The organism is Paenibacillus sp. Y568 (assembly GCF_059445545.1).
Genome location: NZ_JCAIUM010000001.1, coordinates 331547 through 357890, shown reverse-complemented (window position 1 = coordinate 357890; position 26344 = coordinate 331547). Strand labels below are relative to the sequence as shown.

Here is a 26344-nt window from a genome sequence, read left to right as displayed (position 1 = left end):
TAGGTAAGGGAGGAGGGTTCTTTCTATGAATATAGATCCTAATGAAAAGGTCGTTGGTACAAATTCATTACGTTCTAGGGAATTAGAAATACTGAGAAGAACTTATGCTTGTTTCGCTGGTCAATCTTTCGATGATGCAAGTTTCATGAAATTGCGAATGGAAGGATACACTGGGGCGGAGCATCTCCTAGCGTTTTTGATTCTTAGGGAAAAGGGATACATAAAAGCTGTTATGAACACATGGGGAGAGCGGTTATATTATATCCCAATGGACCATCTAGCGGTGCTTCACCACATGTTATACACACATCAACATATAGAAATGAACGAAGACGTGCTTCTCATGAAGGAGGCTAAACCTGGGCTAGCTCTAGATGTGTTCCACGCCTTGGTATTTATCGCAACTGAACAACTTCCACTTACCTCTAAAGGTACTGTACATAAGAAAAGTATCCAGAAGATCGCAGATAGAATAAATCTAGAGTGTGAGGATTTACAGGGGCTCACATTACAAGTATCTAATGATGAAAATGCCCCATTACATATTAACCTTATCTTAGATTTACTCCATGACTTGCAATTAGTTACGAGAGAACCAAGACAGATCGTTCTTCGAAAGAAGGTACTATATACTTGGATAAATAGGAATACGGCGCAAATGACCAACATTTTACTAAAAATAGTAATCGAGCGATATGCTTCAGAGGATTCAAAAATGCAACATTTATGGTGTTCCATCTGTCAACCACCATTTGTATCAGGACAGTGGGTTGAAATGGAACTTCTTTTAGAATGGATGGTTCAGCAACAGATGGTAGAACCTTCACAGCTATACGAAATGAGGACACGAGCTAATGCATGGCTATATGCTTTTGCAGGCTTTGGCTGGATGGACGTAGGGATGTTACCAGATCACCGTATTTGTTATCGATGGCGAATTTCTGCAGATGAAGTACGTGATGCCAGTGTTTTCGATAAGGGGAGTTTAACCATACTTCCTGATGTGAGGATAAGTAAATTCTATGTACAACCTGACTTCGATATTATTGTATTACCGGATGTTCCCTATCGATTACGGTGGAAACTCATGATGTTTACAGAAATCCATAAGAGTGATCGCACATCGATCTATCGACTCACAAAGGCCAGTATTCTGCAAGCAGTGAGAAAAGGGGGAGGAGTTAACGAGATGATCTCTTTCATGACGGAGCATGCTGAGATGGGAGTTCCGGAACATATATCATTGGCCATCAGACAATGGGCTAAGGATACGAATGAAGGAGAGTTATTGGATAGAGCATGTGTTGAGAATAAGTGGATAGTACAATACGAGAATGAAACAGATAATTATGAAATACAAAGTTTCTATAAAGATGATTATGGTAAGCAGGGAGTGGGAGTGGATGATGATCAACCATTACGTGAGACATTATTTCAAGGCATGGAACACATTCCGAAGATGTGGATTAAGGATTTCAGAAGTTACCATTTGTCGACAGGAATTCAATTAATGGAACAAGCTATCTTGTGGAAGACTAGTGTGAAGCTATCTCTGGAAGGAAACGAAGTAGACTTCATTCCGTTACATATTACAACCAATCCTTATGAGATATCAGGAGAATTATATAACGCTCACCTGCAGAAATATGAACGAACTCAAATGTCTCCAAGTGATTGGAATGAAATAAGATTGATTGTGCCTAATTTCACCTAATAAAACCATATGACACGAAATGGAAAACCCTTCATAAGATGTGTTTGATATGATATGATGAAATAGTCTACGAAGAAAGATAGTAGAATTTTTTATAGTAGAGGGTGAAGTTCATGAGCGTATCAGAATTACAAACAGTCGACATGGCACAAGTGTTGATGTACGCCTATGAATTAGGCGATTTGATTAATCAGTCTGTCGATGTGTCAGATTATCTATATTGGAAGAAGCAAGTTGATGCTAATGAGGGTATTCAGTCATTAGTGAAGAAATTAGCCGCTAAGAAGGAATTGTTTGATGAAACCCAGCGTTTTGGGCATTTTCATCCCGATTATCATGCGGCCAAAGATGCTGTACATGCGGTGGAAACAGAACTTGAGATGTTTGAGGAAGTTCGGAATTTCCATTGGGCAGAGAAAAGGCTCGATGATTTGCTCCATCAAATGTCTGAGACTATAGCATTCTCGGTATCGAATACCATCAAAGTTCCTAGTAATGATCCACAGCCCAAAGGTTGCGGAAGTGGTGGTTCATGTTCTTGCGGATAGAGTGGAAGTTGTAGAAAGAAAGGTGGAAAGAAGATGTTTGCAGAACGAACAGGTTATATTATTTGGGTAAATGATTTGAAAGCGGCTAGGAATCTTGAGAAATACGGAACAGTTCATTATATATCCAAAAAAATGCATTACGTCGTAATGTATGTCAATGCAGACCGTGCAGAGGAAGTTTCTAAGAACATTCGCCGGCTTTCCTATGTACGTAAGATTGAACGTTCATATCGTAACGAAATTCAGACTGAATATAGCAGTGATATCCCTGATAAAACAAGTTATTACGGTCTTTAGAATTACTTTAGAAGTGAGTTAATTATATTTCACCATCTCTTTTTTATCTATGACGATCATACGGCCCTGTGAAGGGCCGTTTTTTTAAATTTATACAGTTATATTATGATCGGATCTCATTTGTTGGAGAACAGTTGGAAACTAGCTTGTGAATCATAGGTATTTAATGTAATATGATAGGTATAAATACATAAATAAATAGACATAAAGACCTATATGGTGGAGAGTGATACGCATGCGCGACAAGGAGATGGAACGTTGGAGCACATATGAACCCTTTAATGTGGTTCTAGGTGATAAGCGGATAGCCGACATCGTCATCACTAGCCATGCGAGAATTCGATATATGGATCGGGTTCAAGGTGGAGAGACAGATTATGATAAGATAGCAACATGGATGTGGGAATGTCTAAAGCAAAATCGGATTACACCGTATTATCGTAATGAACAAGACGTTTATTTGATTGATGAAGATCTAGTCGTTGTGGCTGAGTTTACCGAACTTGAGAATGAAGTGGATCTCACGGGGAATCCTCTTCATAAGATGATTATTGTTACTTACTTAGGAAGAATGTCAGAGACGATCGAATTAAGAGATTTAAAAACATATTATTCTTGGTTGAGACATACGCGTAGGATGACTCTGATTAAGAATACCCGTAAACGTAAGTGAAACTAGAAATCTATTGATTTACGTGTAATTTTAGCATGCAGCTATGTGACTGCATGTTTTTTTTTGTGTGATTTCATATGTTCCGTTACAATTAAAATAGAATCACGAAGAGGGGGAGGTAAGTTATGAATTTTCACCAGCTTCATATATTCCATACCGTTGCTGAGCGTGGGAGCTTCTCCTCCGCCGCACAAGTGCTTCATATGACACAACCAGCTGTAACTATGCAGGTGCAAGTGTTAGAGGAGTATTACGGGACAAAACTACTTAATCGATCTACCAAAAAAATTGAATTATCCGAAGCAGGAAAGGCGCTGTTTCCTTATGCACAAAAAAGTATTGAGATTGCTAGGGAGACAGATGTGGCCATGTCTTCCTTTGCTCATATGTTACAGGGAAGACTACAGCTTGGAGCTAGTTTAACTATAGGTGAATATGTGTTACCAAGGTTACTAGGACCTTTCGGTCAGCAATACCCTCAAATCAATATCATGATGAAAGTGATGAATACGACACAACTAATCGAGGAAATATGTAAACATCAACTTAGTTTTGGACTTATTGAAGCGCCGATTCAACATCCGGATATGGTAATCGATGCTGTCATGCAAGATGAGTTAAAATTGATTGTTCCTGCTGGGCATCCCCTGTCTACAAGAGATGCAGTGAATTTGGAAGAAGTATTGCAATACCCTTTTGTGTTACGTGAACAGGGATCTGGGACACGTCAAGTGATGGAAGATCAATTACTTCAGCAGGGTTATAATCCAGATCACATTCAGACAGTGATGGAGTTGGGAAGTACCGGAGCTGTGAAGTCTGCTGTTGAAGCGGGACTAGGTATTACCATGTTGTCCCCTTCATCGGTGAAACACGAGACAGCTCTAGGGTTGGTCAAGATTATTGATATTCATCATGTAGAGTTTAAACGGAAATTTTATGCTATACATTTGAAGTCAACCCTGCTGCCTATTTCGGCAGTGACCTTTCTTTCCTTTTTAAGACAACAACAATAAAATCGATCAGACCATAACGATAATGAAGGAGAGGTTAAGATGTACCAAATGCAAGGACGCTGCGATCTTCACACGCATACACAAGCTTCTGATGGGATGCAAGCCCCTAAGGTTAATGTTCAGTTAGCTAAAGAGAAAGGTCTTGCTGCTCTAGCTATTACTGATCATGATACTGTAGCTGGAATTGAAGAAGCCCTGGCAGCAGGCAAACAATACAATATAGTTGTCGTGCCAGGTGTTGAGATCAGCACCCGTGCTGGGGGGAAAGATATTCATGTGCTCGGATATTACGTGGATTACAAAAATGACCAGTTTCTCTCTCGTCTTGGAGAACTGCGTGAGACACGGCAGCTACGCAATGGGAAAATTATAGGTAAACTTCAGGAGTTAGGAATCACTATTACCTTAGATGAAGTTGTTCAAGGGTTAGGTCGTCCGTTACTCCCTGATGAGAGTATTGGGCGTCCACATATAGCTGATGTATTAGTTAATAAGGGTTATGCATTGAATATGCGGGATGCCTTCGATCAATATCTAGCAGAAGGAGCTCAAGCCTTTGTATCGGAACCGCGTATAAGTCCTGAAGATGCTTGTCGTTGGATTAGGGAAGCAGGGGGCACACCTGTACTAGCTCATCCAGGGTTATATAAAGATGATATTCTCGTTCGTGACATGATTGAGAGCGCTCATCCTGCTGGGATTGAAGTCTATCATTCTGATCATGGGGAAGAGGAAGAGTTACGCTATCAGGCAATGGCAGAGGAATATGACCTTATCGTTACAGGTGGTTCGGATTTCCACGGTGCAAGACAAGGTGTCGTATTTCATGGTGATATCGGAAGCGTTACGGTTCCGGTAGATGTATTGGAGCAATTGAAGGGGAAAGACTGAGAATTGCACATTTGCGGATTAACTGTTGTACGGTTAAGGAGTTAGATGAATAGGATTCAATCTGGTATAACTAAAAGAAGGGCCTGACGGAATAGCTCTCTGTCAGGTCCTTCTTTTGGTTCGAATGTCTCGCAGCTGTAATGATACATTCTTCATCTACTTGATTAACTCTTCGTTATTAATTCTTAATGATACTTGCCAATTGCTTAATACGTCGTTCATCAGGGGTTACGAATAGGGTCTTCTGATGGTCATAGATGACAAAACCAGGTTTCGATCCACTTGGTTTACGTACATGACGGATTAACGTCGTATCGACAGGTACACTACTTGATTCTTTGGCTTGGCTGTAATAGGCCGCTAACTGAGCAGCTTCCTCAAGAGTAGCTTCCCCGAACTCTTCGCTACGAATGACAACGTGTGAGCCTGGGATATCTTTCGTGTGCAGCCAAGTGTCATTTGGACCAGCTAAACGATTCGTAACATACTCGTTTTGCAGATTGTTTTTACCCACGTAAATATCGATTCCTTCTGAAGAAGTAAATACATGCAACGTAGGGCGATCTGTTTTCTTTTTGACTTTTTTCTTCTTATTCTTCTTACTTCGATCTCGCAAATATTGCTGCTGAACCAATTCCTCACGAATTTCTTCAATGTCGTTCATGGAAGCATGGGCGAGTTGTTGCAATAATTCATCCATGTATCGAATTTCTTCGCGAGTCTTCTGCAACTGTTCATCGATGATAACGAGACTGTTTTTATATTTATTATATTTTTTGAAATATCGTTGTGCATTATCAGAAGGGCTTAATAGCGGATCAAGTGGGACCGTAATCGTCGCCTGTTCTTCATCATAGAAATTAATTAACTGAGCGGATGAGTCCCCTTTATTGATCGTGTGAAGGGATGCAAAGATAAGTTCACCCCAGATCCGATATTGATCGGCATCCCCAGCTTCGAGTAAGTCTTCGTTTAGATGATCAAGCTTTTTAATATTCTTGGTTCGCTCATTGGTGAGAAACCGAAGTAGGTCACTTACCTTCTGCTTAACCGTATCCCGTTCGGCTTTATCTCCGTAGAACTCCTCCATACATTCGCTGATGGTATTGTAAGGGGTAACCTCACCATCTACCATCATAAGAGGGATAGCAGAGAATACTAACTTCCCTTTAGCATTAGTCCCGATGACAGGATGATAATCGTGGAGCCTTACAGATTCCATGACCTGGGAAAAGGCCTCCCATAGAATCAGAGGATCCATTCCTTCTACCGCTGTCGCTACATCAAGCTTTTGACGTGCGCGAAATACGATCTCTTGTGCAATTAATGGACTAATCCCACTGAAAGAAGCGACAATCCAAGAGATAGGTTCTTGATCTGTTTCTTTTTCATTAAAAGTTTGCGTGAATGTCTCTTGATCGATTTCAAGAGGATTCAGCTTATTTTGTTCTGGGGGTTCTGTATAAGCGACACCTGGCATGACAATGCGGAAACTGCTTATCGCAGGCGTGACATGGTGGATCCCATCTAAGATCATCCCGGTCGAAGCATCCATCAGAATAATATTACTGTGACGACCCATCAACTCAATAATTATTTTCTTCAAGGATACATCCCCAAGCTCGTCCCGTTGACGAATAGAGATGTGTATCACTCGCTCCATCCCTACTTGTTGAATATCTTCGATCGTGCCACTCTCACAGTGTTTACGCATCAACATACAAAACATAGGTGCTTCTGTGGGGTTCAGAAAGCTCTTTGATGTGACTTGTACGCGAGGATAAGTCGGATTGACCGAGAGTAATAATTTAGAATTCCCTTCTCTAGAACGCAGAGTGAAAAGAATATCGCGGTTATTTGGTTGATATATTTTGTTAATGCGGGCACCTTTATATACTTGTAGTTCTTGTACAATAGCCCTTGTTACGATCCCATCTAATGCCATAATCTATATCTCCCATCTATCATGAATAAGCATGATTCCATCATTTGAGTTGTGCTTGTTGTATCTCGTTTAATATGGTCTTTCTCTATGATGCCATAGTTCGGACAAAAACTTAAGGGGCTAGTCTGTGATATTTTAACCCCTGTCCGAATATTATTACGTTATAACAGGTGGAAAAGCTGTTGCTCCACCGAAACTGCAGATAGACCGGGAGGGAACGGATAGCATGGAATTGAAAAAATGGCATCAGATGGATGCGGAAGAACTGCAGCATGTGATGGGTGTTCAACCGCAACAAGGCCTCACGGAAGAGGAAGTGAAACAAGCCAGGGAGAAGAATGGCTTGAATGAGTTGACCGAAGGAAAACGTATCTCCCCTATTATTCTCTTTTTGAACCAATTCAAAGATTTCATGGTTGTTGTATTAATGGGGGCAACCCTAATATCTGGGCTATTAGGTGAATATTTAGACGCTATAACGATTATTGCTATTATTCTTTTAAATGGTGTACTGGGATTTGTTCAAGAATTTCGTGCAGAGCGTTCGCTTCGTGCACTCAAACAGTTATCTGCACCAAGCGCCAAAGTATTACGAGGAGGCAAATTAGACGTTATATCAACGCGCCTCTTAGTACCTGGGGATGTTGTTTTATTAGAAAGTGGCGATCGAGTTCCAGCCGATGTGCGTTGGATTGAGACAAGCAGCTGTAGTATTGAGGAATCTGCACTGACGGGGGAATCCTTACCCGTTACGAAACATTGCCAAGTCATAAGTGAAGAAGACGTACCGCTCGGCGATCAGAAAAATATTGGGTTCATGGGTACAATGATGACTCGTGGTACGGCCAAGGGGATTGTTGTACGTACGGGGATGAACACGGAAATGGGTAAAATCGCTGATCTGATCCAGAATACCGAATCCATGGAAACGCCTTTACAACATCGATTAGAACAGCTTGGTAAAATTCTGATTATTCTATCTTTGGCATTGACCATTATGGTCGTGGCTGCAGGTATTTTACACGGACAGCCCCCTATGGGGATGTTGCTAGCTGGAGTCAGTTTGGCCGTTGCTGCTATTCCTGAAGGATTACCTGCTATCGTTACAGTGGCGTTGGCACTTGGTGTACAACGGATGATTAAACGTAAAGCGATCGTTCGTAAATTACCTTCTGTTGAGACCCTTGGGTGTGCATCTGTGATCTGCTCGGATAAGACAGGAACGTTAACTCAGAATAAGATGACTGTTACGTCCGTATGGGTAGGCGGTAGATCTTTGGAGGTTACAGGGGACGGTTACGCTCCGATTGGACAAATTCTAGAAGGAAAACGTCCTGTAGACATTAAAAATGATCAAAGCCTGCGTAGATTACTTCAGATCAGTGCGTTGTGCAATAACTCTGAGATTGTAGAGAACGTTTCTGAAGAGACACGTGGGAAGAAGAAGTTGAAAGAGGAGAGCGGAACTTCATCTTCATGGGATTTAAAGGGAGACCCTACAGAAGGGGCGCTTGTAACTCTTTCATCCAAAATGGGAATGTCTCCACATTCGCTAGGAAGTATGTATACACGTGAGAAAGAGTTCCCTTTCGATTCGGAACGAAAGCTTATGTCTGTTATTGTGAATCATCAGGGAGGAAGACTCCTATACACCAAGGGAGCACCTGATGTGTTACTGAACCAATGTTCTTACATCCTGTGGGGAGGAAAGGTTATTCCATTCACAGGGATGATGCGTAAGCAAGTGTTGACTGCAAATGAAGAAATGGCTTCTGGTGCACTACGAGTGCTAGGTACGGCGTATCGGGAATTACGTCCGCAAGAAAAAGTAGCCAGCGAATCAGAAGCTGAATCACAACTCATCTTCGTCGGACTTGCTGGGATGATTGATCCACCAAGACGTGAAGTGAGAGACTCCATAGCAACATGTCGCCGCGCTGGGATTAAGACGGTAATGATTACAGGTGACCATGGCACGACAGCGGAAGCTATCGCTCAACAACTGGGCATTCTGCCTAGGGGTGGAATCGCTGTATCTGGACAGGAATTGTCACGATTAAGTGATGATGAACTGGATGCGAAGGTAGACCATATCTATGTCTATGCACGAGTATCTCCAGAACATAAGCTTCGCATCGTTAAGTCGTTACAGCGTAAAGGTCATGTGGTAGCTATGACGGGGGATGGAGTGAACGATGCTCCTGCGATCAAAGCAGCTGATATCGGTATTGCCATGGGTATAACGGGAACCGATGTAACTAAGGAAGCATCATCTTTAATTCTGAGTGATGATAATTTCTCTACGATTGTAGCTGCGATTGAAGAAGGGCGTAACATTTATGAGAATATCCGTAAATTTATTCGCTATCTATTGGCTTCAAATGTGGGGGAAATTTTAACGATGTTCTTTGCAATGATGCTTGCTCTTCCACTACCGCTTTTACCGATACAAATCCTTTGGGTCAATCTTGTTACGGATGGGTTACCCGCTATGGCTTTAGGTGTTGACCAACCCGAGAAAGATTTGATGGAGCATAAACCGCGGGGTGCTAAAGAGAATATATTTGCTCGACGTCTTGGATGGAAAATTATTAGCCGTGGATTTCTAATCGGGATATGTACGTTAGCTGCATTTTGGCTTACATTACGTGTCGCTCCAGATCAACCTGGACAGTTATTAAAGGCACAATCGGTTGCATTTGCCACATTAGTCATGGCCCAATTATTTCATGTATTCGATTGCCGTAGTTCACGTTCCGTGTTCCATCGTAATCCGTTCCAGAATAAATATTTGGTTCTGGCTGTTCTATCTTCGATTCTTCTTATGTTGGGTGTGTTCTATATTGAACCCCTTCAACCTATATTCAAAACCGTTCCACTTGGATTGCGTGAATGGGCCATTACACTAGTGGCAGCAGGTATTCCGACGTTCTTGATGGGGGCTGGTAGTGTCTGGGGAGGAAGAAAAAATAGAAGTGGTGGGGCACAACGCGTCGTGGCAAAAAGTACAAAGATTTCAGCATAAAATCAATAGATTCGCTCTACGATTGTAGGGTATGCTATTTTACAGTAGTTGTAGATGCTGTAGAGGAGCGAAATAGAAATGGAATTTACAAAAATGCACGGATTAGGGAATGACTTTATAGTTGTCTATGGGGAGCAGGAGCTTCCGCAGAATGCGGGGGAGTTAGCTGTTAATTTATGTAATAGATTCTTCGGTATTGGTGCTGACGGACTTGTATATATACTGCCTTCAGAGATTGCGAATTTTCGGATGCGTATTATGAATTCAGATGGGTCTGAAGCAGAGCAGTGTGGAAATGCGATTCGTTGTGTGGCGAAGTATGTGTATGATCACGGGTATGTTACGGATGATCGGATTACGATTGAAACGTTAGGAGCGGGAGCTCAACATGTACACCTTCAAGTGAAGGATGGAAATGTAGAGAAAGTAACCGTAGATATGGGTGAACCTATGCTTGATGGTATTCAAATTCCAACAACACTTATGGCTAATCCAATCGTGAATCATCCGCTTGAGGTAGATGGTCAACAGTTTCATTTTACAGCGGTATCTATGGGGAACCCACACTGTGTGATTTACGTGGATGACGCGGTATCGTTTGATCTGGCGAAATGGGGTCCACCGCTTGAGGTACATCCATACTTCCCTAAAAAGGTTAATGTAGAATTCGCGACTGTACATGATCGTGGACATGTGGATATGCGTGTATGGGAACGTGGCGCAGGTCCAACATTAGCTTGTGGAACAGGAGCCTGTGCTACGCTTGTCTCATCCGTATTGAATGGAATGACTGATCGCTCTGCAGTGATTAGCCTTAAGGGTGGCGACTTGTTCATTGAATGGAACGAAGATGACAACCATGTGTATATGACAGGACCAGCATCTGTAGTGTATACAGGAAAGATAGACGTGTAAGAGACGAGACACTATGCCAGGTGTTATCATATATTAATTTTAGCTTGTAGCCCGGAGTATCGAGAGATATTAGGCTACAAGCTTTTCTATTCTCTCATTATGTAGGAAGAAGCGGGCGCGTTTTTACTAAATTATTTTTCTGATTTTACCTTATCTTTACTAGTAATCTGTGATACATTAATACGAAACTGTGAACAGGGATGGAGGGAAATCATGAAACCGGATTTGCGACAAGCATGGGAGAATAATGTACTGATCGGGGACGGAGCGATGGGTACTTTTTTATATCAAATGGGTTTTTCTGTAGGCATTTCTTATGAAGAATTAAATCTGACTGCTCCAGAGGTCATTATGGATGTTCACCGTCGATATGTGGACGTAGGTTCTCAGGTGTTGGAGTCCAATACCTTCTCTGCCAACTATGATAAATTGTCTAAGTATGGATTGGAATCGAAGGTAGATGAGATTAACCGAGCAGGCGTGAGGATTGCCAGAAATGCAGCAGGTCCAAATGGATATGTGCTGGGTGCTGTGGGTTCTATTCGTGGCGGGAAGCGTACCAACGTTTCCACAAAGGAGTTGAAGACTCATTTTGAGCAACAAATATCTTCTCTTCTTACAGAAGGCGTGGACGGTATATTGTTAGAGACGTTCTATGATGTTGAAGAGTTAATGATTGCACTATCCCGCGTACGTAAAGTTAGTGATCTACCTGTATTATGCCAGTTCGCTGTAGAAGATGTCGCACGAACTTTGGATGGATATACGATGCCAGAAGCATTACATATTTTACGGCAAGAAGGTGCTGATGTGATTGGCTTCAATTGCCGTTCAGGTCCAAACGGGTTGCTACGAGCTGTTGAAAGCCTGGAGGGGCATTTAACGATACCCGTCTCTGTATTTCCAAATGCAGGGGTTGCAGATTATGTTGATGGTGAAATTCGGTATACGGCAACACCGGAGTATTTTGGTCAAATGGCTGTGCGATTTGCAGATTTGGGTGCTCGACTTATTGGGGGATGTTGCGGAACAACTCCTGAACATATTAAAGAGATGTCACGTGCACTAACCAATTATATTCCCAAGCCTATTCCGAAAACTCCCGTGTTAGAGCAGCCGGTGCCACATATAATACATGAGCACATCACTGATGATGGAGACGATGATCGTGAACCAACGATTGTTGATCTTGTTAAGAAACGGCATACGGTTATAGTAGAGCTAGATCCTCCACGTGATCTGGATATTAATAAATTTATGCTTGGAGCAAAGGCGTTGAAGGAAGCGGGTTGTGATGCACTCACATTGGCAGATAATTCCCTTGCAGTGACCCGGATGAGTAACATGGCTTTAGGTTACTTAATACAAGATCAGACAGGAATGCGACCGTTAATTCATATTGCGTGTAGAGATCGTAACTTGATTGGTACACAATCGCACTTAATGGGATTTGATGCTCTTGGCATCGACCATGTTCTTGCGGTTACAGGAGACCCTGCTAAATTTGGGGATTTGCCGGGATCAAGTTCTGTCTATGATTTAACTTCTTTCGAAATTATACGAATGATCAAACAGCTGAATGATGGTATAGCCTTCTCCGGAAAACCATTGAAGCAGAAAGCTAACTTCGTGGTAGGGGCAGCTTTTAATCCAAATGTGAAGTATCTGGATAAAGCAGTACAACGGTTAGAGAAGAAAATTGCTGCTGGCGCAGATTATATTATGACGCAACCTGTGTATGATCCCAAGTTAATAAGATCTATGAAGGAAGCTACAGCACACTTGGATATTCCAATTTTCCTTGGTATTATGCCGCTTGCAAGTGGTCGGAATGCCGAATACTTGCATAACGAGGTACCAGGTATTCAACTATCTGAAGAAGTTCGTTCACGCATGAGTGGTCTTGAAGGAGAAGAGGGTAGAGCGATGGGAGTTACCATTGCGAAAGAATTGATAGATGAGGCTATGAAATACTTTAATGGAATCTACATTATGACTCCTTTTATGTTTTATGGGATGAGTGTTGAATTGATGGAGTATGTGTGGCAGAAGTCTGGTCGAGAGCAGACCCCCTTGTTTCGTTCATAATTATCAATTACAATAGGTTAATGGATGTGGTGCCGATGTCATTCAGTATGACCGGATACGGTCAATCTACCCTGCAATATGGGGGATATAAGGTCGAAATAGAGATCAAATCCGTGAATCATCGTTATTGTGAAGTTGTACTCAGAATGCCTCGGGAATGGACGTGCTTCGAGGATGTTCTGAAGAAGACGGTACAGCAGTACGTGAAACGCGGACGGATTGATATTTACATGAATAAAGAGGCGGAATTAGAAAATGCAGCATTCGCTACATTAAATCATTCCGCCGTAAAGGCGTATTTGCAAGCTGTTGATGATCTTCATACCCAATATGGTCTAGAAGGTCAGTTAACAGTGAAGGATATACTCGCTCTTCCTGATGTTCTGCTCTCCCCTGATGGTTCGTCTTCTGCTGAAGAGGATATAGAGGCATGGGGTGAAGTTCTTCAGGAAGGACTTCGGAAGGCTCTTGATAGCTTGAAGGCCATGCGCTGCAAAGAAGGGCTTCATTTAGCACAGGATATTGATCAACGATTGCAGCATTTACAGATTCTACATGATGAGATGGTAGTTCTTGCACCCCATGTGGTGGAGGAACATCGAGCTAAGCTCAGACAAAGACTTTCTGAACTGAAGGATCATTCATTGGGTTTAGATGAATATAAGTTCGGAATGGAAATTGCTCTTTATGCGGATCGTTCCAATATTGACGAAGAATTAATTCGACTGCAAAGTCATCTTAAGCAGTGCAAGGAATTACTTCTTGCGGACGAAAGTATCGGTCGAAAGTTAGATTTTCTTATTCAAGAAATGAACAGGGAAGTCAACACGATCGGATCAAAAGCTAATCATTTACCTCTGGTAAACCGTGTTGTTGAGATGAAAGCGGAACTAGAGAAAATTCGAGAACAAGTAGCGAATATTGAATAAGCATCATGCATTTACGGACAGAGTTGTGTCAAATGTATAGGGGGAAGAACTGAGATATGGCAATCAAACTCATTAACATCGGCTTCGGGAACATTGTATCAGCTAACCGTATTATTTCAATCGTTAGCCCGGAATCTGCGCCCATTAAACGGATTATCCAGGAAGCGAGAGACCGGCATATGCTGATCGATGCAACCTACGGACGCCGGACGAGAGCTGTCATTATTACAGACAGTGATCATGTCATATTATCAGCGGTACAACCGGAGACGGTTGCTCATCGTCTATCCAGCAAAGATGATGATAATGACGAATAAGATGGAGAGTAATATGTCTAAAGGATTATTAATTGTGTTATCTGGTCCTTCTGGGGTCGGAAAAGGTACTGTATGTAACGCGTTAAGAGGTAAGATGGATAATTTAGTATATTCCGTGTCTGCAACGACACGTTCTCCTCGCCTTGGTGAAGAGAACGGAGTGAATTATTTCTTTAAGTCTCATGATGAGTTTCAATTCATGATGCAGAATGATCAACTTTTAGAATATGCTGAATATGTTGGTAACTATTATGGAACACCCCGTGATTTCGTTGAAAGAACCCTCGAGAGTGGTAAAGATATCATACTGGAGATTGAAGTGCAGGGTGCGCTTGAAGTGAAAGAGAAGTTTCCAGAAGGCATATTTATTTTCCTTCTTCCGCCGTCGTTGGATGAGTTGAAGGATCGTATATGTGGTCGAGGAACGGAGAGTCAGGCTACAATTGATCATAGACTTTCGGTTGCGGTTGATGAGATCGGTTTAATGGGACACTATGACTATGCTGTAATGAACGATGAGATTGATGCAGCATGCAAACGAATAGAATCTATTGTTATTGCCGAACATTGTAAGGTTAGAAGTAGTCGATGTTAAGTCTATTTCTATTGAACTTCATAATAAAAGAAGAGGTGTCCTATCATGTTATATCCTTCCATTGATGAAATGATGAACAAAGTTGACAGTAAGTATTCGTTGGTTGTAGCTTCGTCCCGTCGTGCAAGACAATTGCGTGAAGGTGGCAAAACAACGATTAAAGATCCTAAATCCAATAAAAATGTTGGCATTGCACTGGAAGAAATATATGCTGATCTAATCGTTATTGAACCAGGAACTGCGGAAGAGAACAACAAGTAATTTCATTTATATTAGCAAGTTTACGTATGGTTACTGTAATGACAGTATGTAGTCTTGTTACCCAACAACCGTAAGGTTGTTGTTTTTTTTCAAATTTCTTATATGTTCAAAAGAAACGGGTACCGTCCTTATTATAGGGTGGCAAGCCGTTTCTTCTTATGTATTCTAGATAAAAAGGTGGGGGTATTCATGTTAAACGGTAAAAAAATAGTGCTTGGCGTTACCGGTGGAATTGCGGCCTATAAAGCAGCTGCGCTGTGCAGTAAACTTGTGCAAAAAGGTGCAGATGTACATGTTATTATGACAAGTTCAGCACAACAATTCATAACGGAACTCACATTGCAGTCGCTATCTAAAAACCCGGTGTACAGTGATACTTTTGACGAACGTGAACCTTCGGTCGTTTCCCATATTAATTTGGCGGATCTAGCGGATCTGGTGATTGTGGCTCCTGCTACGGCTAATACGATAGCTAAAATGGCCCATGGACTCGCTGATGATATGTTATCGACCACTCTATTAGCTACAATGGCTCCTATTATGGTGGCACCCGCTATGAATGTGCATATGTACCAGCATCCTGCTGTCGTTGAGAACATGAGAATTCTTGCTTCGCGAGGCGTATCTTTCATAGAACCAGGAGAAGGTTTATTAGCTTGCGGTTATGTTGGCAAAGGACGTATGGAAGAGCCTGAGAGTATCGTAAAAGTAATAGAGCAATTTTTCGCTGATAAATCGGCTGACGAATCGATAGATAAACCTAAACCATTAAAAGGTAAGAAGATCATCGTTACCGCAGGTGGAACCATTGAGCGAATTGACCCTGTTCGTTACATTACGAATGATTCTTCAGGGAAAATGGGAATAGCGATTGCTAAAGTAGCTCGTGATATGGGAGCAGAAGTATACCTTGTGGTAGGACACATTGATGTGGTACCCCCAACGGATATACATGTGATCCCCGTTCAGTCTGCCCAAGATATGTATGACGCGATTCTAGCATTGTGGGAAGAGTGTGATGTGGTCATCAAAGCTGCAGCAGTGGCGGATTACCGTCCGCGAATGACAGCGAATCAGAAGCTGAAGAAGCAAGGTGATGTGATGACACTTGATCTAGTGAAAACGGTCGATATTCTGGAGCAGTTAGGCCAATTAAAGACTTCACAGTTTCTAATAGGGTTTGCAGCTGAGACTAATGATGTGGAAGTTTATTCACGTGAAAAGCTAATTCGAAAAAATTGCGATCTGATGGTAGCTAACGATGTTACTACAGAAGGGGCAGGGTTTCGATCCGATACAAACATTGTGCAAATTATCGATAGAAATGGCCTTGTGGAACAATTGCCAATGCTCTCTAAAGAAGAAGTTGCACATCGATTACTGACGATTATGGCAGAACGATTAAGTGGTGTTCACTCTTGACACAAATAGCCAAGGTCGTAGTCGATGTTCCTGCTCGGGGAACCGATCGTCCGTTCGACTACTTAATTCCAGAGTCCATGCGAGATTGGGTAGAAGTGGGAAGCCGAGTCGGCGTACCCTTTGGTCATCGAACAGTTCAAGGATTCGTAGTATCGCTAGATCCACAATCACAGACGTCTAATTTCAAAATGAAACCGATCCAGGAAGTACTAGATATTATTCCTCCTCTATCACTAGACCTTGTTGAGTTAGCTCATTGGATGAGTCAGGAGTACGCTTGTCGTTACATTACCGCATTACAGGTTATGGTACCTACTGCATTAAAAGGAAAAGCAGAACGTCATATTTCTTTGAACGATTCGGAGGTTTCCGAACAGGAGAAGGATAAATATAGCGATACACTTTTCCCCGAGACGTCACTCGTAAATAAGGAAGAGCAGGAAATTATATCTTTCATCAAGCAAAAACGTGAAGTAACGACGCAACAATTAAGTCGGGCTTTTCCAGAATGTGCTGTTATATTGAAATCTCTACTACAGCGAGGTATTTTGCAGGAGAATCAGTCTATTAAGGATAAGATGCAGAAGAAAACGCTGAAAGGCATTCATTTGGCTGTTAGTATTGAAGATGCTCACCATATTATTAATCAATTTCCAGCAAAGGCTATGCGTCAGAAGGAAGTACTTCAATTTATTGTGGACTCAAAGGACTTTCTACCCGTCGCTATGAAGACGATTATGTCTGCTCTTCAAGTGTCATCAGGAACAGTAAAAAGTCTAGCTGACAAAGGGTATGTGACTATCGAAGATTATGAAGTACTAAGAGATCCCTATAAGGGTCGTCACTTCAAACCAACGACACCACTAACATTGACGGAAGAACAACGACGCGCTTATGATCAGATTATAGAGCCTTTGAATTCTTATAAGCATGGTGTATTTCTTCTTCATGGGGTAACAGGGAGTGGGAAGACGGAGGTCTATTTACAAAGTATTCAACGTTGTTTGGAGCAAAAGAGACAGGCTATTGTTCTCGTTCCTGAGATATCGTTGACACCTCAAATGGTGGAACGGTTTAAAGGGCGTTTCGGTGATCTCGTTGCGGTGATGCATAGTCGATTATCTGGCGGAGAACGTTACGATGAATGGCGTAAAATCCGTGAAGGAAAGGCTTCGGTCGTGGTAGGTGCTCGTTCCGCAGTCTTTGCTCCATTTGATAACTTGGGTTTAATCATTATGGATGAAGAGCATGAAACGTCTTATAAGCAAGAGGAGAGTCCGAAATATCATGCCAGAAATGTCGCTGTACGTCGTGCGCAACAGTCTGGAGCTGTCGTTATTTTAGGTTCTGCAACACCTTCCTTGGAGACTTATCATGCAGCTAAATCCCAAGCGAATTCAGATTTCTCACCATGGCTACTTGAAATGCCAACACGTGCATTAGGGAATGAATTACCTGCTGTACAAGTTGTTGATATGAGAGAAGAATTACGTGCAGGTAATCGTTCCATGTTCAGTCGGTCTTTACATGAAGCTATTCTTTCGAGGTTAGAAAAGAAAGAGCAGATGGTATTACTACTGAATCGACGTGGATACTCCACGTTTGTCATGTGCCGTGGATGTGGTTATGTGGCTGGATGTCCTGAATGTGATATTTCACTGACGTTTCATCAGAAGTCGAATAATTTACGTTGCCATTACTGTGGATATGCAGAACCTGTTCCTGAAGTGTGCCCAGAGTGTGGTAGCGAGCATATTCGTTATTTTGGTACCGGAACACAGCGTGTGGAAGAAGAATTAGCGAAGCTGTTTCCTGGAATTCGAGTCATTCGGATGGATGTGGATACGACAACTGAAAAAGGCTCCCATGAGAAACTCCTGAAGCAGTTCGGAGATCGACAAGCAGATGTACTTCTAGGTACTCAAATGGTTGCAAAAGGATTAGACTTTCCTGATGTAACCCTTGTTGGGGTGATCACGGCTGATTCAGCGCTGAATTTACCTGACTTTCGTGCTGCCGAGAAAACATTCCAGCTCTTAACCCAGGTAGCGGGTCGCGCCGGTCGACATCAATTGCCTGGTGAGGTGTTAATTCAGTCATATACCCCTGAGCACTATTCTATTATCCATGCCAGTGGGCATGATTATTCCTCTTTTGTCAGAGAAGAATTCAATCATCGTCGTGTTCTTCATTACCCACCGTATTGTCGATTAATATTGGTGACGATGTCGCATGAACAGCTTCCGCTTCTTGTTAGGATGGCTGAGAATATGGCTTCTACCCTCCAAGGAAAAGCTAGACAACGAGGATGGTTCGGTAATCTCGATCAATTAACAGCCGATGCGCTAGATGTACTGGGACCTGTCGCTTCACCGATTCCAAGGATTAAAAATAGATACAGATTCCAATGTATGATAAAATGGCGTGGGGACATCGATGCAATTGGGCTTGTCTTAGAAGCTGCGGAACAGATTGAAGATTCGCTCCACGATAAGATATTTCAGATTAGTATAGATATAGATCCCCAAATGTTAATGTGAGTAACATATAATAAGATAAAAACGTATAATTATACATTAGACTTTTGTTGAGGAAGGTGTTTGTTAAAATGGCAATTCGCATCATTGTTATGGAGCCTGATGAAGTACTTCACCAGGTGGCGAAAGAAGTTAAGAAGATTACACCAAATGTTCAGAAATTATTGAATGATATGGCTGATACGATGTACGATGCTGAAGGTGTAGGTCTTGCCGCACCTCAAGTTGGTATATTGAAGCGATTAATTGTAGTAGATGTAGGGGACGAGAAAGGACTCATCAAGTTGATCAATCCTGAGATTGTATCATCTGAAGGAGAACAGTTTGGTCCAGAAGGCTGTCTGAGTATTCCAGGGATTAATGGTGATGTAAGACGAGCTGAGACTGTTACAATAAAGGGTCTTGATCCAGATGGTAAGGAAGTAACGATAACAGGAAGCGGGCTTCTAGCGCGATGCTTCTTGCACGAAATAGATCATTTGAATGGTGTTATCTTTACTGATATCGCAGAGAAAGTATATGAACAAATTCCAGAACGGCTTGGAAAGGAATGACGGCTTCATGAATATCGTATTTATGGGAACACCGGCATTTGCAGTTCCAAGCTTGCGAATGTTGCTTGAGAATGGGTACAACGTTGTCGCAGTTGTGACTCAGCCTGATCGCCCACAGGGACGTAAACGAGTTCTTACTCCAACACCTGTGAAGGAAGTTGCTCTTGAATATGGGTTGCCTGTATTACAACCGCAACGTATGCGTAATCCTGAAGCCGTTGCAGAGCTCGCAACCTACCAACCCGATCTGATTGTGACAGCAGCTTATGGACAGATTCTACCCAAAGGGGTGCTAGATCTACCATCTCGTGGATGTGTGAATATTCACGGTTCTCTGCTGCCTAAGTATAGAGGGGGAGCACCTATTCAACGTTCAATTATGAATGGCGAATCGGTGACGGGTATTACGCTTATGTATATGGCTGAAGGATTAGATACGGGTGACATGATTGCACAAGTAGAAATCGCTATTGAAGAAGAGGATAATTCGGGAACGATATTTGAGAAACTCAGTCACGTAGGAGCAACTTTGCTTCAAAGAGAACTTCCTAATCTTCTCGAAGGAGAAGTGACTAGAATTCCACAGAACGATGAAGAAGCAACCTATTCTCCTAACCTCAAACGTGAGGATGAGCAAATAGATTGGAATCGTAGCTCTCGTGACATTTTTAATCAAGTTCGAGGATTAGTTCCATTCTCTGGAGCTTTTACAATGTGGGATGGTGAAGTGTTTAAAGTATGGGCAGCTCGTCCATCTTCTGAATCCACATCACATGAGTTAAAAGTTCCTGGTACTGTTCTTCAATTGAGTGAACATGGCATAGAAGTCAAGACAGGCGACGGGTCGGTATGGCTTACTAAAGTGCAGCCAAGTGGGAAGAAAGTGTTGGAAGTCGATGCGTTCATTCGCGGAACCAGCATGGTTGAAGGAACGGTGCTTACATGAGTAATAGTCGTAAACCGCCTAAAGGTCATATTCTTACAGCTCGTGAATTAGCGATGGATGTCCTGACTCGGGTGGAACAAGAAGGGGCATATAGTAATCTACAGCTCAATGCTGGATTACAGAGAGCTTCGCTTATTCGAGAAGATGCTGCACTAGCAACGGAATTGGTGTACGGTACGATAGCGCGCCTAAACACGTTGGATTATTTCTTGAGACGTTATGTCAGTAAAGGGATGGACAAGCTTCAGCCTTGGGTACGAAGTTTATTACGAATGAGTTTATACCAATTGATGTACTTGGATCGCATTCCTCCTCACGCTGTAGTGAATGAAGCCGTTAATATTGCTAAGATTCGTGGACATCAAGGGATATCAGGCATGGTTAATGGTGTGTTACGCAGTGTTCTGCGGGGTAAAGATGAATTAATCTTGCCCGAAGGTCTGACACCTCTGGAGAGAATATCGTTAGAACAGTCACATCCAAGGTGGTTGGTAAAACGTTGGATCAAACAATATGGGGAACAGACAGCAGAAGCGATCTGTGCTGCGAACAATGAACCTCCGTCTATTAGTGTTCGTGTAAACACTACGATGATTAGTCGCGAGAAGTTATTGAAGGATATGGCAGAGCAAGGAATTGAAGCTATTCCTTCTCCGTTAACGTCAGAAGGGATACTCGTTAAAAGTGGAGGGAATATGGCCTTCACAGACTGGTATCGTGATGGACTCTTATCTGTTCAAGATGAGAGCTCTATGTTAGTTGCTGAAGCAGTTGGACCAACATCTGGAATGAAGATATTGGACTGCTGTGCCGCACCAGGTGGTAAAACAGTGCATATGGCTGAGTTAATGAAAGATGACGGATTAATTATTGCTAATGACCAATATCCACATAAAGAGAAGCTAATTCGTGAACAGGCAGACCGCCTTGGCCTGGCATCGATCGAGACAACCGTTGGGGATGCATTGGAGTTAAATAAGAAATATCCGGAAGCTTCCTTCGATCGCATATTGTTGGACGCCCCTTGTTCAGGACTCGGCGTTATTCGTCGAAAACCTGATTTGAAATGGACTAAAACGGTATCAGACATCGATGATATTGCAAACTTACAATATGAACTATTAGAGAAAATCTCTCCACTTTTGAAAGTGGGAGGGATTTTAGTATATAGCACATGTACGATTGAACCACAGGAGAATGAAGAGTTGATTCAACGCTTCTTGGATAATCATCCTGAGTTTGGCCATCCGAAGGAAGAACCTTCTGTATGGGCTGAATTACAGAAGGTGACAGGATCCCAGGGTCAAGGTATACAAATATTACCTCAACACTTTAGAAGTGACGGGTTCTTTATTACTCGAATGCAACGAAATTTCTAAATTGTTAAGGTTTAACTTGGCTTTTAGCTTCATTTAACCCGCTAGACTCAAGGTTTAGCGGGTTTTCTCTTTTATTGTTGCTTTTATTTGTGTTAAAATAGGAAGAATGAGAAACGATATGCATATGAATAAAACTAAGCAGGTGGGAAAATAATGAAACCGTTTATATATGATTACAACTTAGACGATCTACAAGCGTGGGCTAAAGAGAACGGTGAACCCGCTTTTCGTGCGGGTCAAATCTTTGATTGGGTATATGTCAAAAGAGTTAGCAATTTTCAAGAAATGAGCAATTTGTCTAAAGAGTTACGCCAGAAGCTGGAAGATCAATTCCAATTCGTAACCCTTTCTGAAATCACAAAGTTCGAGTCTAAAGATGGAACAGTGAAGTTTTTATTCGCACTAAATGATGATCATGCCATCGAGACGGTTGTTATGAAGCATAATTACGGTAACAGTGTCTGTGTAACGACGCAAGTCGGTTGCCGCGTTGGTTGTACCTTCTGTGCTTCAACATTAGGTGGACTGAAACGGGATTTAACAGCTGGTGAAATCGTGGCTCAAGTCGTCCAAGCTCAAAAAATATTGGATGCTAAAAATGAACGCGTCAGCAGTATTGTTATTATGGGTACGGGTGAACCCTTCGAGAATTATGATGCTACGATGAAATTTCTGCGGATCATGATTCATGAGAAAGGGTTAAATATTGGCCAACGCCACATTACTGTATCTACAAGTGGGATTGTTCCGAATATATACAAATTTGCTGATGAGAACACACAGATTAATCTGGCGATCTCTATTCACGCGCCGAATGATAAGTTGCGTTCTAAGCTAATGCCTGTAAATCGACGTTTTCCTTTTGATGACGTCATGGAGTCTTTAAGATATTATCAAGCTAAGACAGGTCGCAGAATATCTTTCGAGTATGCCTTAATCGGGGGCGTTAATGATCAACCTGAACATGCTCAAGAACTCGCAGAGGTTCTCAAAGATATGTTATGCCATGTTAACTTGATACCAGTCAACCATGTCCCTGAACGTAAATATGTACGCACATCACGTAGTGACATTTTTCAATTTCAACGAATTCTTGCGGAGAATGGAGTAAATGTAACCATTCGTCGTGAACAGGGCCACGATATCGCGGCCGCCTGTGGACAGCTACGGGCCAAGCATATGGAGTTGAGGTGAGATAACTTTGATCGATTATATTCAAGTTAGCCATATCGGACGCGTTCGTTCGGTAAATGAAGATTCTGTGAGAGTATGTTATACGGATTCTGGTTATACGCTTGGTATTGTTGCCGATGGTATGGGTGGACACAAAGCGGGAGATACGGCAAGCCAACTTGCAGTGGAGACGATATTTACAGATTTATCTGCTCTAGAGAAGGGAATGTCATCTGAAGGATTACGTGCAGCTCTTAGTGATGCTATTCTACATGCAAACGATATCGTATATCGTGAAGCGGCTAATAATGAACAGTATCGTAATATGGGTACTACGGTTGTTGTCTTATTGATGGATGGAACCTCGGGTTGGATAGGACATATTGGGGATAGTCGTGCTTATAAAGTGACTGAAGAGAAAGCTATTCAACTGACAGAAGATCATACCCTAGTAAATGAACTATATAAAAGTGGACAGATTACCCAGTCCGAATTGGAAACTCATCCTAGACGCAATGTGCTCACCAAGGCATTAGGAACGGATCCAGAAGTTATAGTTGATTTCGATCCGGTTACACTTGCACAGGAGGAAGTATTGCTTCTATGTAGTGATGGTCTTAGTAATATGGTGAAGTGTCAACATTTGGGCCAAATTGCTGGAATGCAAGAATTAACGCTTGCGGAACGAGCAGATCGGCTACTACAACTAGCGCTTTTGGCTGGTGGCGATGATAATATTACTGTCGCTTTGTTTGAACTTAATAATGAAGTTGTAGTGGCAAGTATAAAGGAGTGGGATTCATGATCGGACACGAATTGGGTGGTCGTTATGAGATTATAGAACGAATCGGTGGAGGTGGCATGGCACTCGTATATAAAGCCCATGATATTCTGTTGGGTCGAAACGTTGCGATTAAAGTATTACGCCAACAGTTCGTACACGATGAAGAGTTTATTCGGCGCTTCCGCCGAGAGGCACAATCAGCGGCATCTCTATCGCATCCAAACGTTGTAAGCATTTATGATGTAGGACAGGAAGATGAAATTCACTATATCGTGATGGAATATATTGAAGGATATAATCTAAACGAGATCATTAAGGAACGAGCACCTTTACAGGTGGAAGAGGCTGTAAGAATTGCTTCACAGATTTGTGATGCACTCGACCACGCACATCACAATCAGATCATTCACAGAGATATTAAACCTCATAATATTCTTATTGGTCGGAATGGTCGTGTAAAGGTAACTGATTTTGGGATTGCTCGTGCGGTAACCTCAACAACGATTACTCAGACAGGTTCGGTCATTGGATCCGTCCATTATTTTTCTCCTGAACATGCTAAGGGCGTTAGTACAGGGGAAAAGTCGGATTTGTATTCGCTTGGTATTGTACTATACCAAATGCTAACCGCGAAGCTACCCTTTTTGGGAGAAAGCCCAATTAGCGTAGCTTTAAAACATTTGCAAGAGGATTTTGATGATCCAAGAGATACGAATCCTCTTATTCCTCAAAGTGTAGAGAATGTTATTTTGAGGTCTATGCGTAAGAACCCACAGGAACGTTACCAATCGGCTAAAGAGATGTTACAAGATCTAGAGACTTGTCTTCTTCCTGAGAGACGTAATGAACCTAGAATCCAGTTTGCTGATGCCGATGCAGATCAGACACGAGCTATGCCTGCAATTAAGGCCGTATCTAAGGGAGCTGTGTCTAGTAAACGGAACAACAAGGCGCTCTTTGATGAAGAAGATGAGGACGAGAAGCCAGTGAATGGTAAACAACCTACCAAAAGGTGGGTAAAGCCTACCCTTTGGATATCATTAACGTTGTTTATATTAATTTGTATGGTTGGTGTCATCTGGTATGTAAAGGCAATGTTAGTCGTACAAGATGTAAAGATTCCGAATGTTATTACGAAACAAGAAGATGTTGCTGTCAAAGAATTAACTGCACTTGGACTTGTTATTGAAGACCCTATAATTCGCACTTATAAAGAAGGTTTTGATGAAGGTGTAGTGTTTGATCAGAGTAAGAAAGAGGGAGCAATGGTTAAAGAAGGTGCCTCTATTCAGCTTTCGGTTAGTATAAAGAAGCCTCTGCCTATAATGCCTGAACTTAAGGGTAAAACCTTTGATGAGGCATCTGATTTATTGATAAACAAAGGAATAATAAAAGGAAATATTACTAAGAAGGACGAGTACAGTGATCAACCCTCTGGCATGGTTATTGGGCAAGATCTAGAAGCTGGTTCCGAATTTGATGCATCGACGGTTGAGATTGTTCTAACGGTCAGCCAAGGCGAGGAATCGTTTATGATGCCTGATTTGGTTAACAAGACACAGAAGGAAGCCGAAAGTATAATAAAACAAGCTGGATTAAAACTGGGTAAGGTCGAGGAATCTTCTAGTTTTATTTATGAAAAAGGCGAAGTAATTAAACAATTCCCTTTTGATCCTAATACTCCTGTATCAGTGGGTTCAGAGGTTAGTATTACGGTTAGTACTGGTTATCCTCCAGAAGCATTGAATTACACATTTAATGTACCTGTAGCACCTGTAGAAGATGGGAAGAGCAGTAAGATCCGTATAGAATATTCGGATGCACGGAATGAAGATGGAGAGAAAAAGGATTGGGGAACAAAGACCATTAAGTCTACTCAAGTCTTCTCGATTGATCTCGTTCTAGCTCCAAATAAGAATGCTTATGTAACGATCTTCCGGGATGGAGAACTCTTTGATACGTATCCTATCTCTTATAGTGATGCTAAGAATGGTTCAGTACCAGAGGTCGTTATTCCTCAGACTGATCCCGTGTTGCCAACCGATGAGACTGATGTAGAACCGCAACCTGATCCTAATGCAGATCTTAATGCAGATCCTAATACAGATCCTAATGTAGATCCTAATGTAGATTCTAATGTAGATCCTAATGTAGATCCTAATGTAGATCCCAATGCTGACCCGGGAGATGGAGAAGTTGTGGATCCAACAGCCATGAACTCTCCGGGTAAGAATAAAGGCAAACATAAATCAGATAACATAAATAATAGCAATGATATTAAAGTGACGTCGGGAAAACCTTGAATTAACGTATAAACATCCCTGGAAAGTGAGGC

The 26344-nt window shown here is 42.0% G+C and carries 22 protein-coding genes; 21 read left to right on the top strand and 1 reads right to left on the bottom strand.

Annotation, left to right across the window (positions count from 1 at the left end; genetic code table 11):
- Positions 1–25 precede the first annotated feature (25 nt).
- From AC1D7X_RS01780 to AC1D7X_RS01755, 6 genes are all read left to right on the top strand, one after another.
- A complete protein-coding gene (locus tag AC1D7X_RS01780; protein ID WP_495474534.1) occupies positions 26–1714 on the top strand; it encodes a helicase-associated domain-containing protein in 1689 nt (562 codons plus the stop codon).
- Positions 1715–1827: 113 nt separating this feature from the next.
- Positions 1828–2262: a YlbF/YmcA family competence regulator gene (locus tag AC1D7X_RS01775; RefSeq protein WP_495474533.1), complete on the top strand. Its 435-nt coding sequence runs from the start codon at positions 1828–1830 to the stop codon at positions 2260–2262.
- A gap of 33 nt (positions 2263–2295) precedes the next feature.
- The gene (locus AC1D7X_RS01770) at positions 2296–2559 is read left to right on the top strand and encodes a YlbG family protein (protein WP_495454333.1); all 264 of its coding nucleotides are present in this window, start codon (positions 2296–2298) and stop codon (positions 2557–2559) included.
- Between the two features lie 235 nt (positions 2560–2794).
- Positions 2795–3232, top strand: coding sequence for a hypothetical protein (locus AC1D7X_RS01765; protein WP_495454334.1), 438 nt, complete (start codon positions 2795–2797; stop codon positions 3230–3232).
- Positions 3233–3357: 125 nt separating this feature from the next.
- A complete protein-coding gene (locus AC1D7X_RS01760; protein WP_495454335.1) occupies positions 3358–4248 on the top strand; it encodes a selenium metabolism-associated LysR family transcriptional regulator in 891 nt (296 codons plus the stop codon).
- A 39-nt stretch (positions 4249–4287) separates the two neighbouring features.
- Entirely contained in the window at positions 4288–5139 is an 852-nt protein-coding gene (locus AC1D7X_RS01755) for a PHP domain-containing protein (RefSeq protein WP_495474532.1), read from the top strand.
- Positions 5140–5317: 178 nt separating this feature from the next.
- Here AC1D7X_RS01755 and AC1D7X_RS01750 read toward each other — a convergent pair whose 3' ends face one another.
- On the bottom strand, positions 5318–7084 hold the full coding sequence (locus AC1D7X_RS01750; protein ID WP_495474531.1) for an Rqc2 family fibronectin-binding protein: 1767 nt from the start codon (positions 7082–7084) through the stop codon (positions 5318–5320).
- A gap of 226 nt (positions 7085–7310) precedes the next feature.
- Here AC1D7X_RS01750 and AC1D7X_RS01745 point away from each other — a divergent pair, with 226 nt between their 5' ends.
- The 15 genes from AC1D7X_RS01745 to pknB all read left to right on the top strand — a co-directional run bounded on the left by AC1D7X_RS01745 (position 7311) and on the right by pknB (position 26312).
- The gene (locus AC1D7X_RS01745; protein ID WP_495474530.1) at positions 7311–10109 is read left to right on the top strand and encodes a calcium-translocating P-type ATPase, SERCA-type; all 2799 of its coding nucleotides are present in this window, start codon (positions 7311–7313) and stop codon (positions 10107–10109) included.
- 78 nt (positions 10110–10187) lie between these two features.
- Positions 10188–11024 (top strand): diaminopimelate epimerase, encoded by an 837-nt coding sequence (gene dapF, locus AC1D7X_RS01740; protein WP_495474529.1) that lies wholly within the window; start codon positions 10188–10190, stop codon positions 11022–11024.
- Between the two features lie 213 nt (positions 11025–11237).
- Positions 11238–13112 (top strand): bifunctional homocysteine S-methyltransferase/methylenetetrahydrofolate reductase, encoded by a 1875-nt coding sequence (locus tag AC1D7X_RS01735; RefSeq protein WP_495454340.1) that lies wholly within the window; start codon positions 11238–11240, stop codon positions 13110–13112.
- A gap of 35 nt (positions 13113–13147) precedes the next feature.
- Entirely contained in the window at positions 13148–14041 is an 894-nt protein-coding gene (locus AC1D7X_RS01730; RefSeq protein ID WP_495454341.1) for a YicC/YloC family endoribonuclease, read from the top strand.
- A gap of 56 nt (positions 14042–14097) precedes the next feature.
- Positions 14098–14358 carry an extracellular matrix/biofilm regulator RemA gene (remA, locus tag AC1D7X_RS01725; RefSeq protein ID WP_006209218.1) on the top strand — a complete coding sequence of 87 codons (261 nt, stop codon included), beginning with the start codon at positions 14098–14100 and terminating at the stop codon, positions 14356–14358.
- Positions 14359–14371: 13 nt separating this feature from the next.
- On the top strand, positions 14372–14953 hold the full coding sequence (gene gmk, locus AC1D7X_RS01720) for a guanylate kinase (protein ID WP_495454342.1): 582 nt from the start codon (positions 14372–14374) through the stop codon (positions 14951–14953).
- 45 nt (positions 14954–14998) lie between these two features.
- Positions 14999–15214 carry a DNA-directed RNA polymerase subunit omega gene (gene rpoZ / locus AC1D7X_RS01715; RefSeq protein WP_495454343.1) on the top strand — a complete coding sequence of 72 codons (216 nt, stop codon included), beginning with the start codon at positions 14999–15001 and terminating at the stop codon, positions 15212–15214.
- Between the two features lie 189 nt (positions 15215–15403).
- The gene (gene coaBC / locus AC1D7X_RS01710; protein WP_495474528.1) at positions 15404–16636 is read left to right on the top strand and encodes a bifunctional phosphopantothenoylcysteine decarboxylase/phosphopantothenate--cysteine ligase CoaBC; all 1233 of its coding nucleotides are present in this window, start codon (positions 15404–15406) and stop codon (positions 16634–16636) included.
- On the top strand, positions 16633–19176 hold the full coding sequence (gene priA / locus AC1D7X_RS01705; protein WP_495454345.1) for a primosomal protein N': 2544 nt from the start codon (positions 16633–16635) through the stop codon (positions 19174–19176). The genes coaBC and priA overlap by 4 nt, the downstream gene beginning before the upstream one ends.
- A 68-nt stretch (positions 19177–19244) precedes the next feature.
- Positions 19245–19727 (top strand): peptide deformylase, encoded by a 483-nt coding sequence (gene def, locus AC1D7X_RS01700; protein WP_495454346.1) that lies wholly within the window; start codon positions 19245–19247, stop codon positions 19725–19727.
- Positions 19728–19734: 7 nt separating this feature from the next.
- Positions 19735–20673: a methionyl-tRNA formyltransferase gene (fmt, locus tag AC1D7X_RS01695; protein WP_495454347.1), complete on the top strand. Its 939-nt coding sequence runs from the start codon at positions 19735–19737 to the stop codon at positions 20671–20673.
- A complete protein-coding gene (gene rsmB, locus AC1D7X_RS01690) occupies positions 20670–22052 on the top strand; it encodes a 16S rRNA (cytosine(967)-C(5))-methyltransferase RsmB (RefSeq protein WP_495454348.1) in 1383 nt (460 codons plus the stop codon). The genes fmt and rsmB overlap by 4 nt, the downstream gene beginning before the upstream one ends.
- A gap of 153 nt (positions 22053–22205) precedes the next feature.
- Positions 22206–23246, top strand: a complete 1041-nt coding sequence (rlmN, locus tag AC1D7X_RS01685) for a dual-specificity RNA methyltransferase RlmN (protein ID WP_495454349.1) — start codon at positions 22206–22208, stop codon at positions 23244–23246.
- A gap of 7 nt (positions 23247–23253) precedes the next feature.
- On the top strand, positions 23254–24030 hold the full coding sequence (locus AC1D7X_RS01680) for a Stp1/IreP family PP2C-type Ser/Thr phosphatase (RefSeq protein ID WP_495454350.1): 777 nt from the start codon (positions 23254–23256) through the stop codon (positions 24028–24030).
- On the top strand, positions 24027–26312 hold the full coding sequence (gene pknB / locus AC1D7X_RS01675; protein ID WP_495454351.1) for a Stk1 family PASTA domain-containing Ser/Thr kinase: 2286 nt from the start codon (positions 24027–24029) through the stop codon (positions 26310–26312). The genes AC1D7X_RS01680 and pknB overlap by 4 nt, the downstream gene beginning before the upstream one ends.
- Positions 26313–26344: the final 32 nt, after the last annotated feature.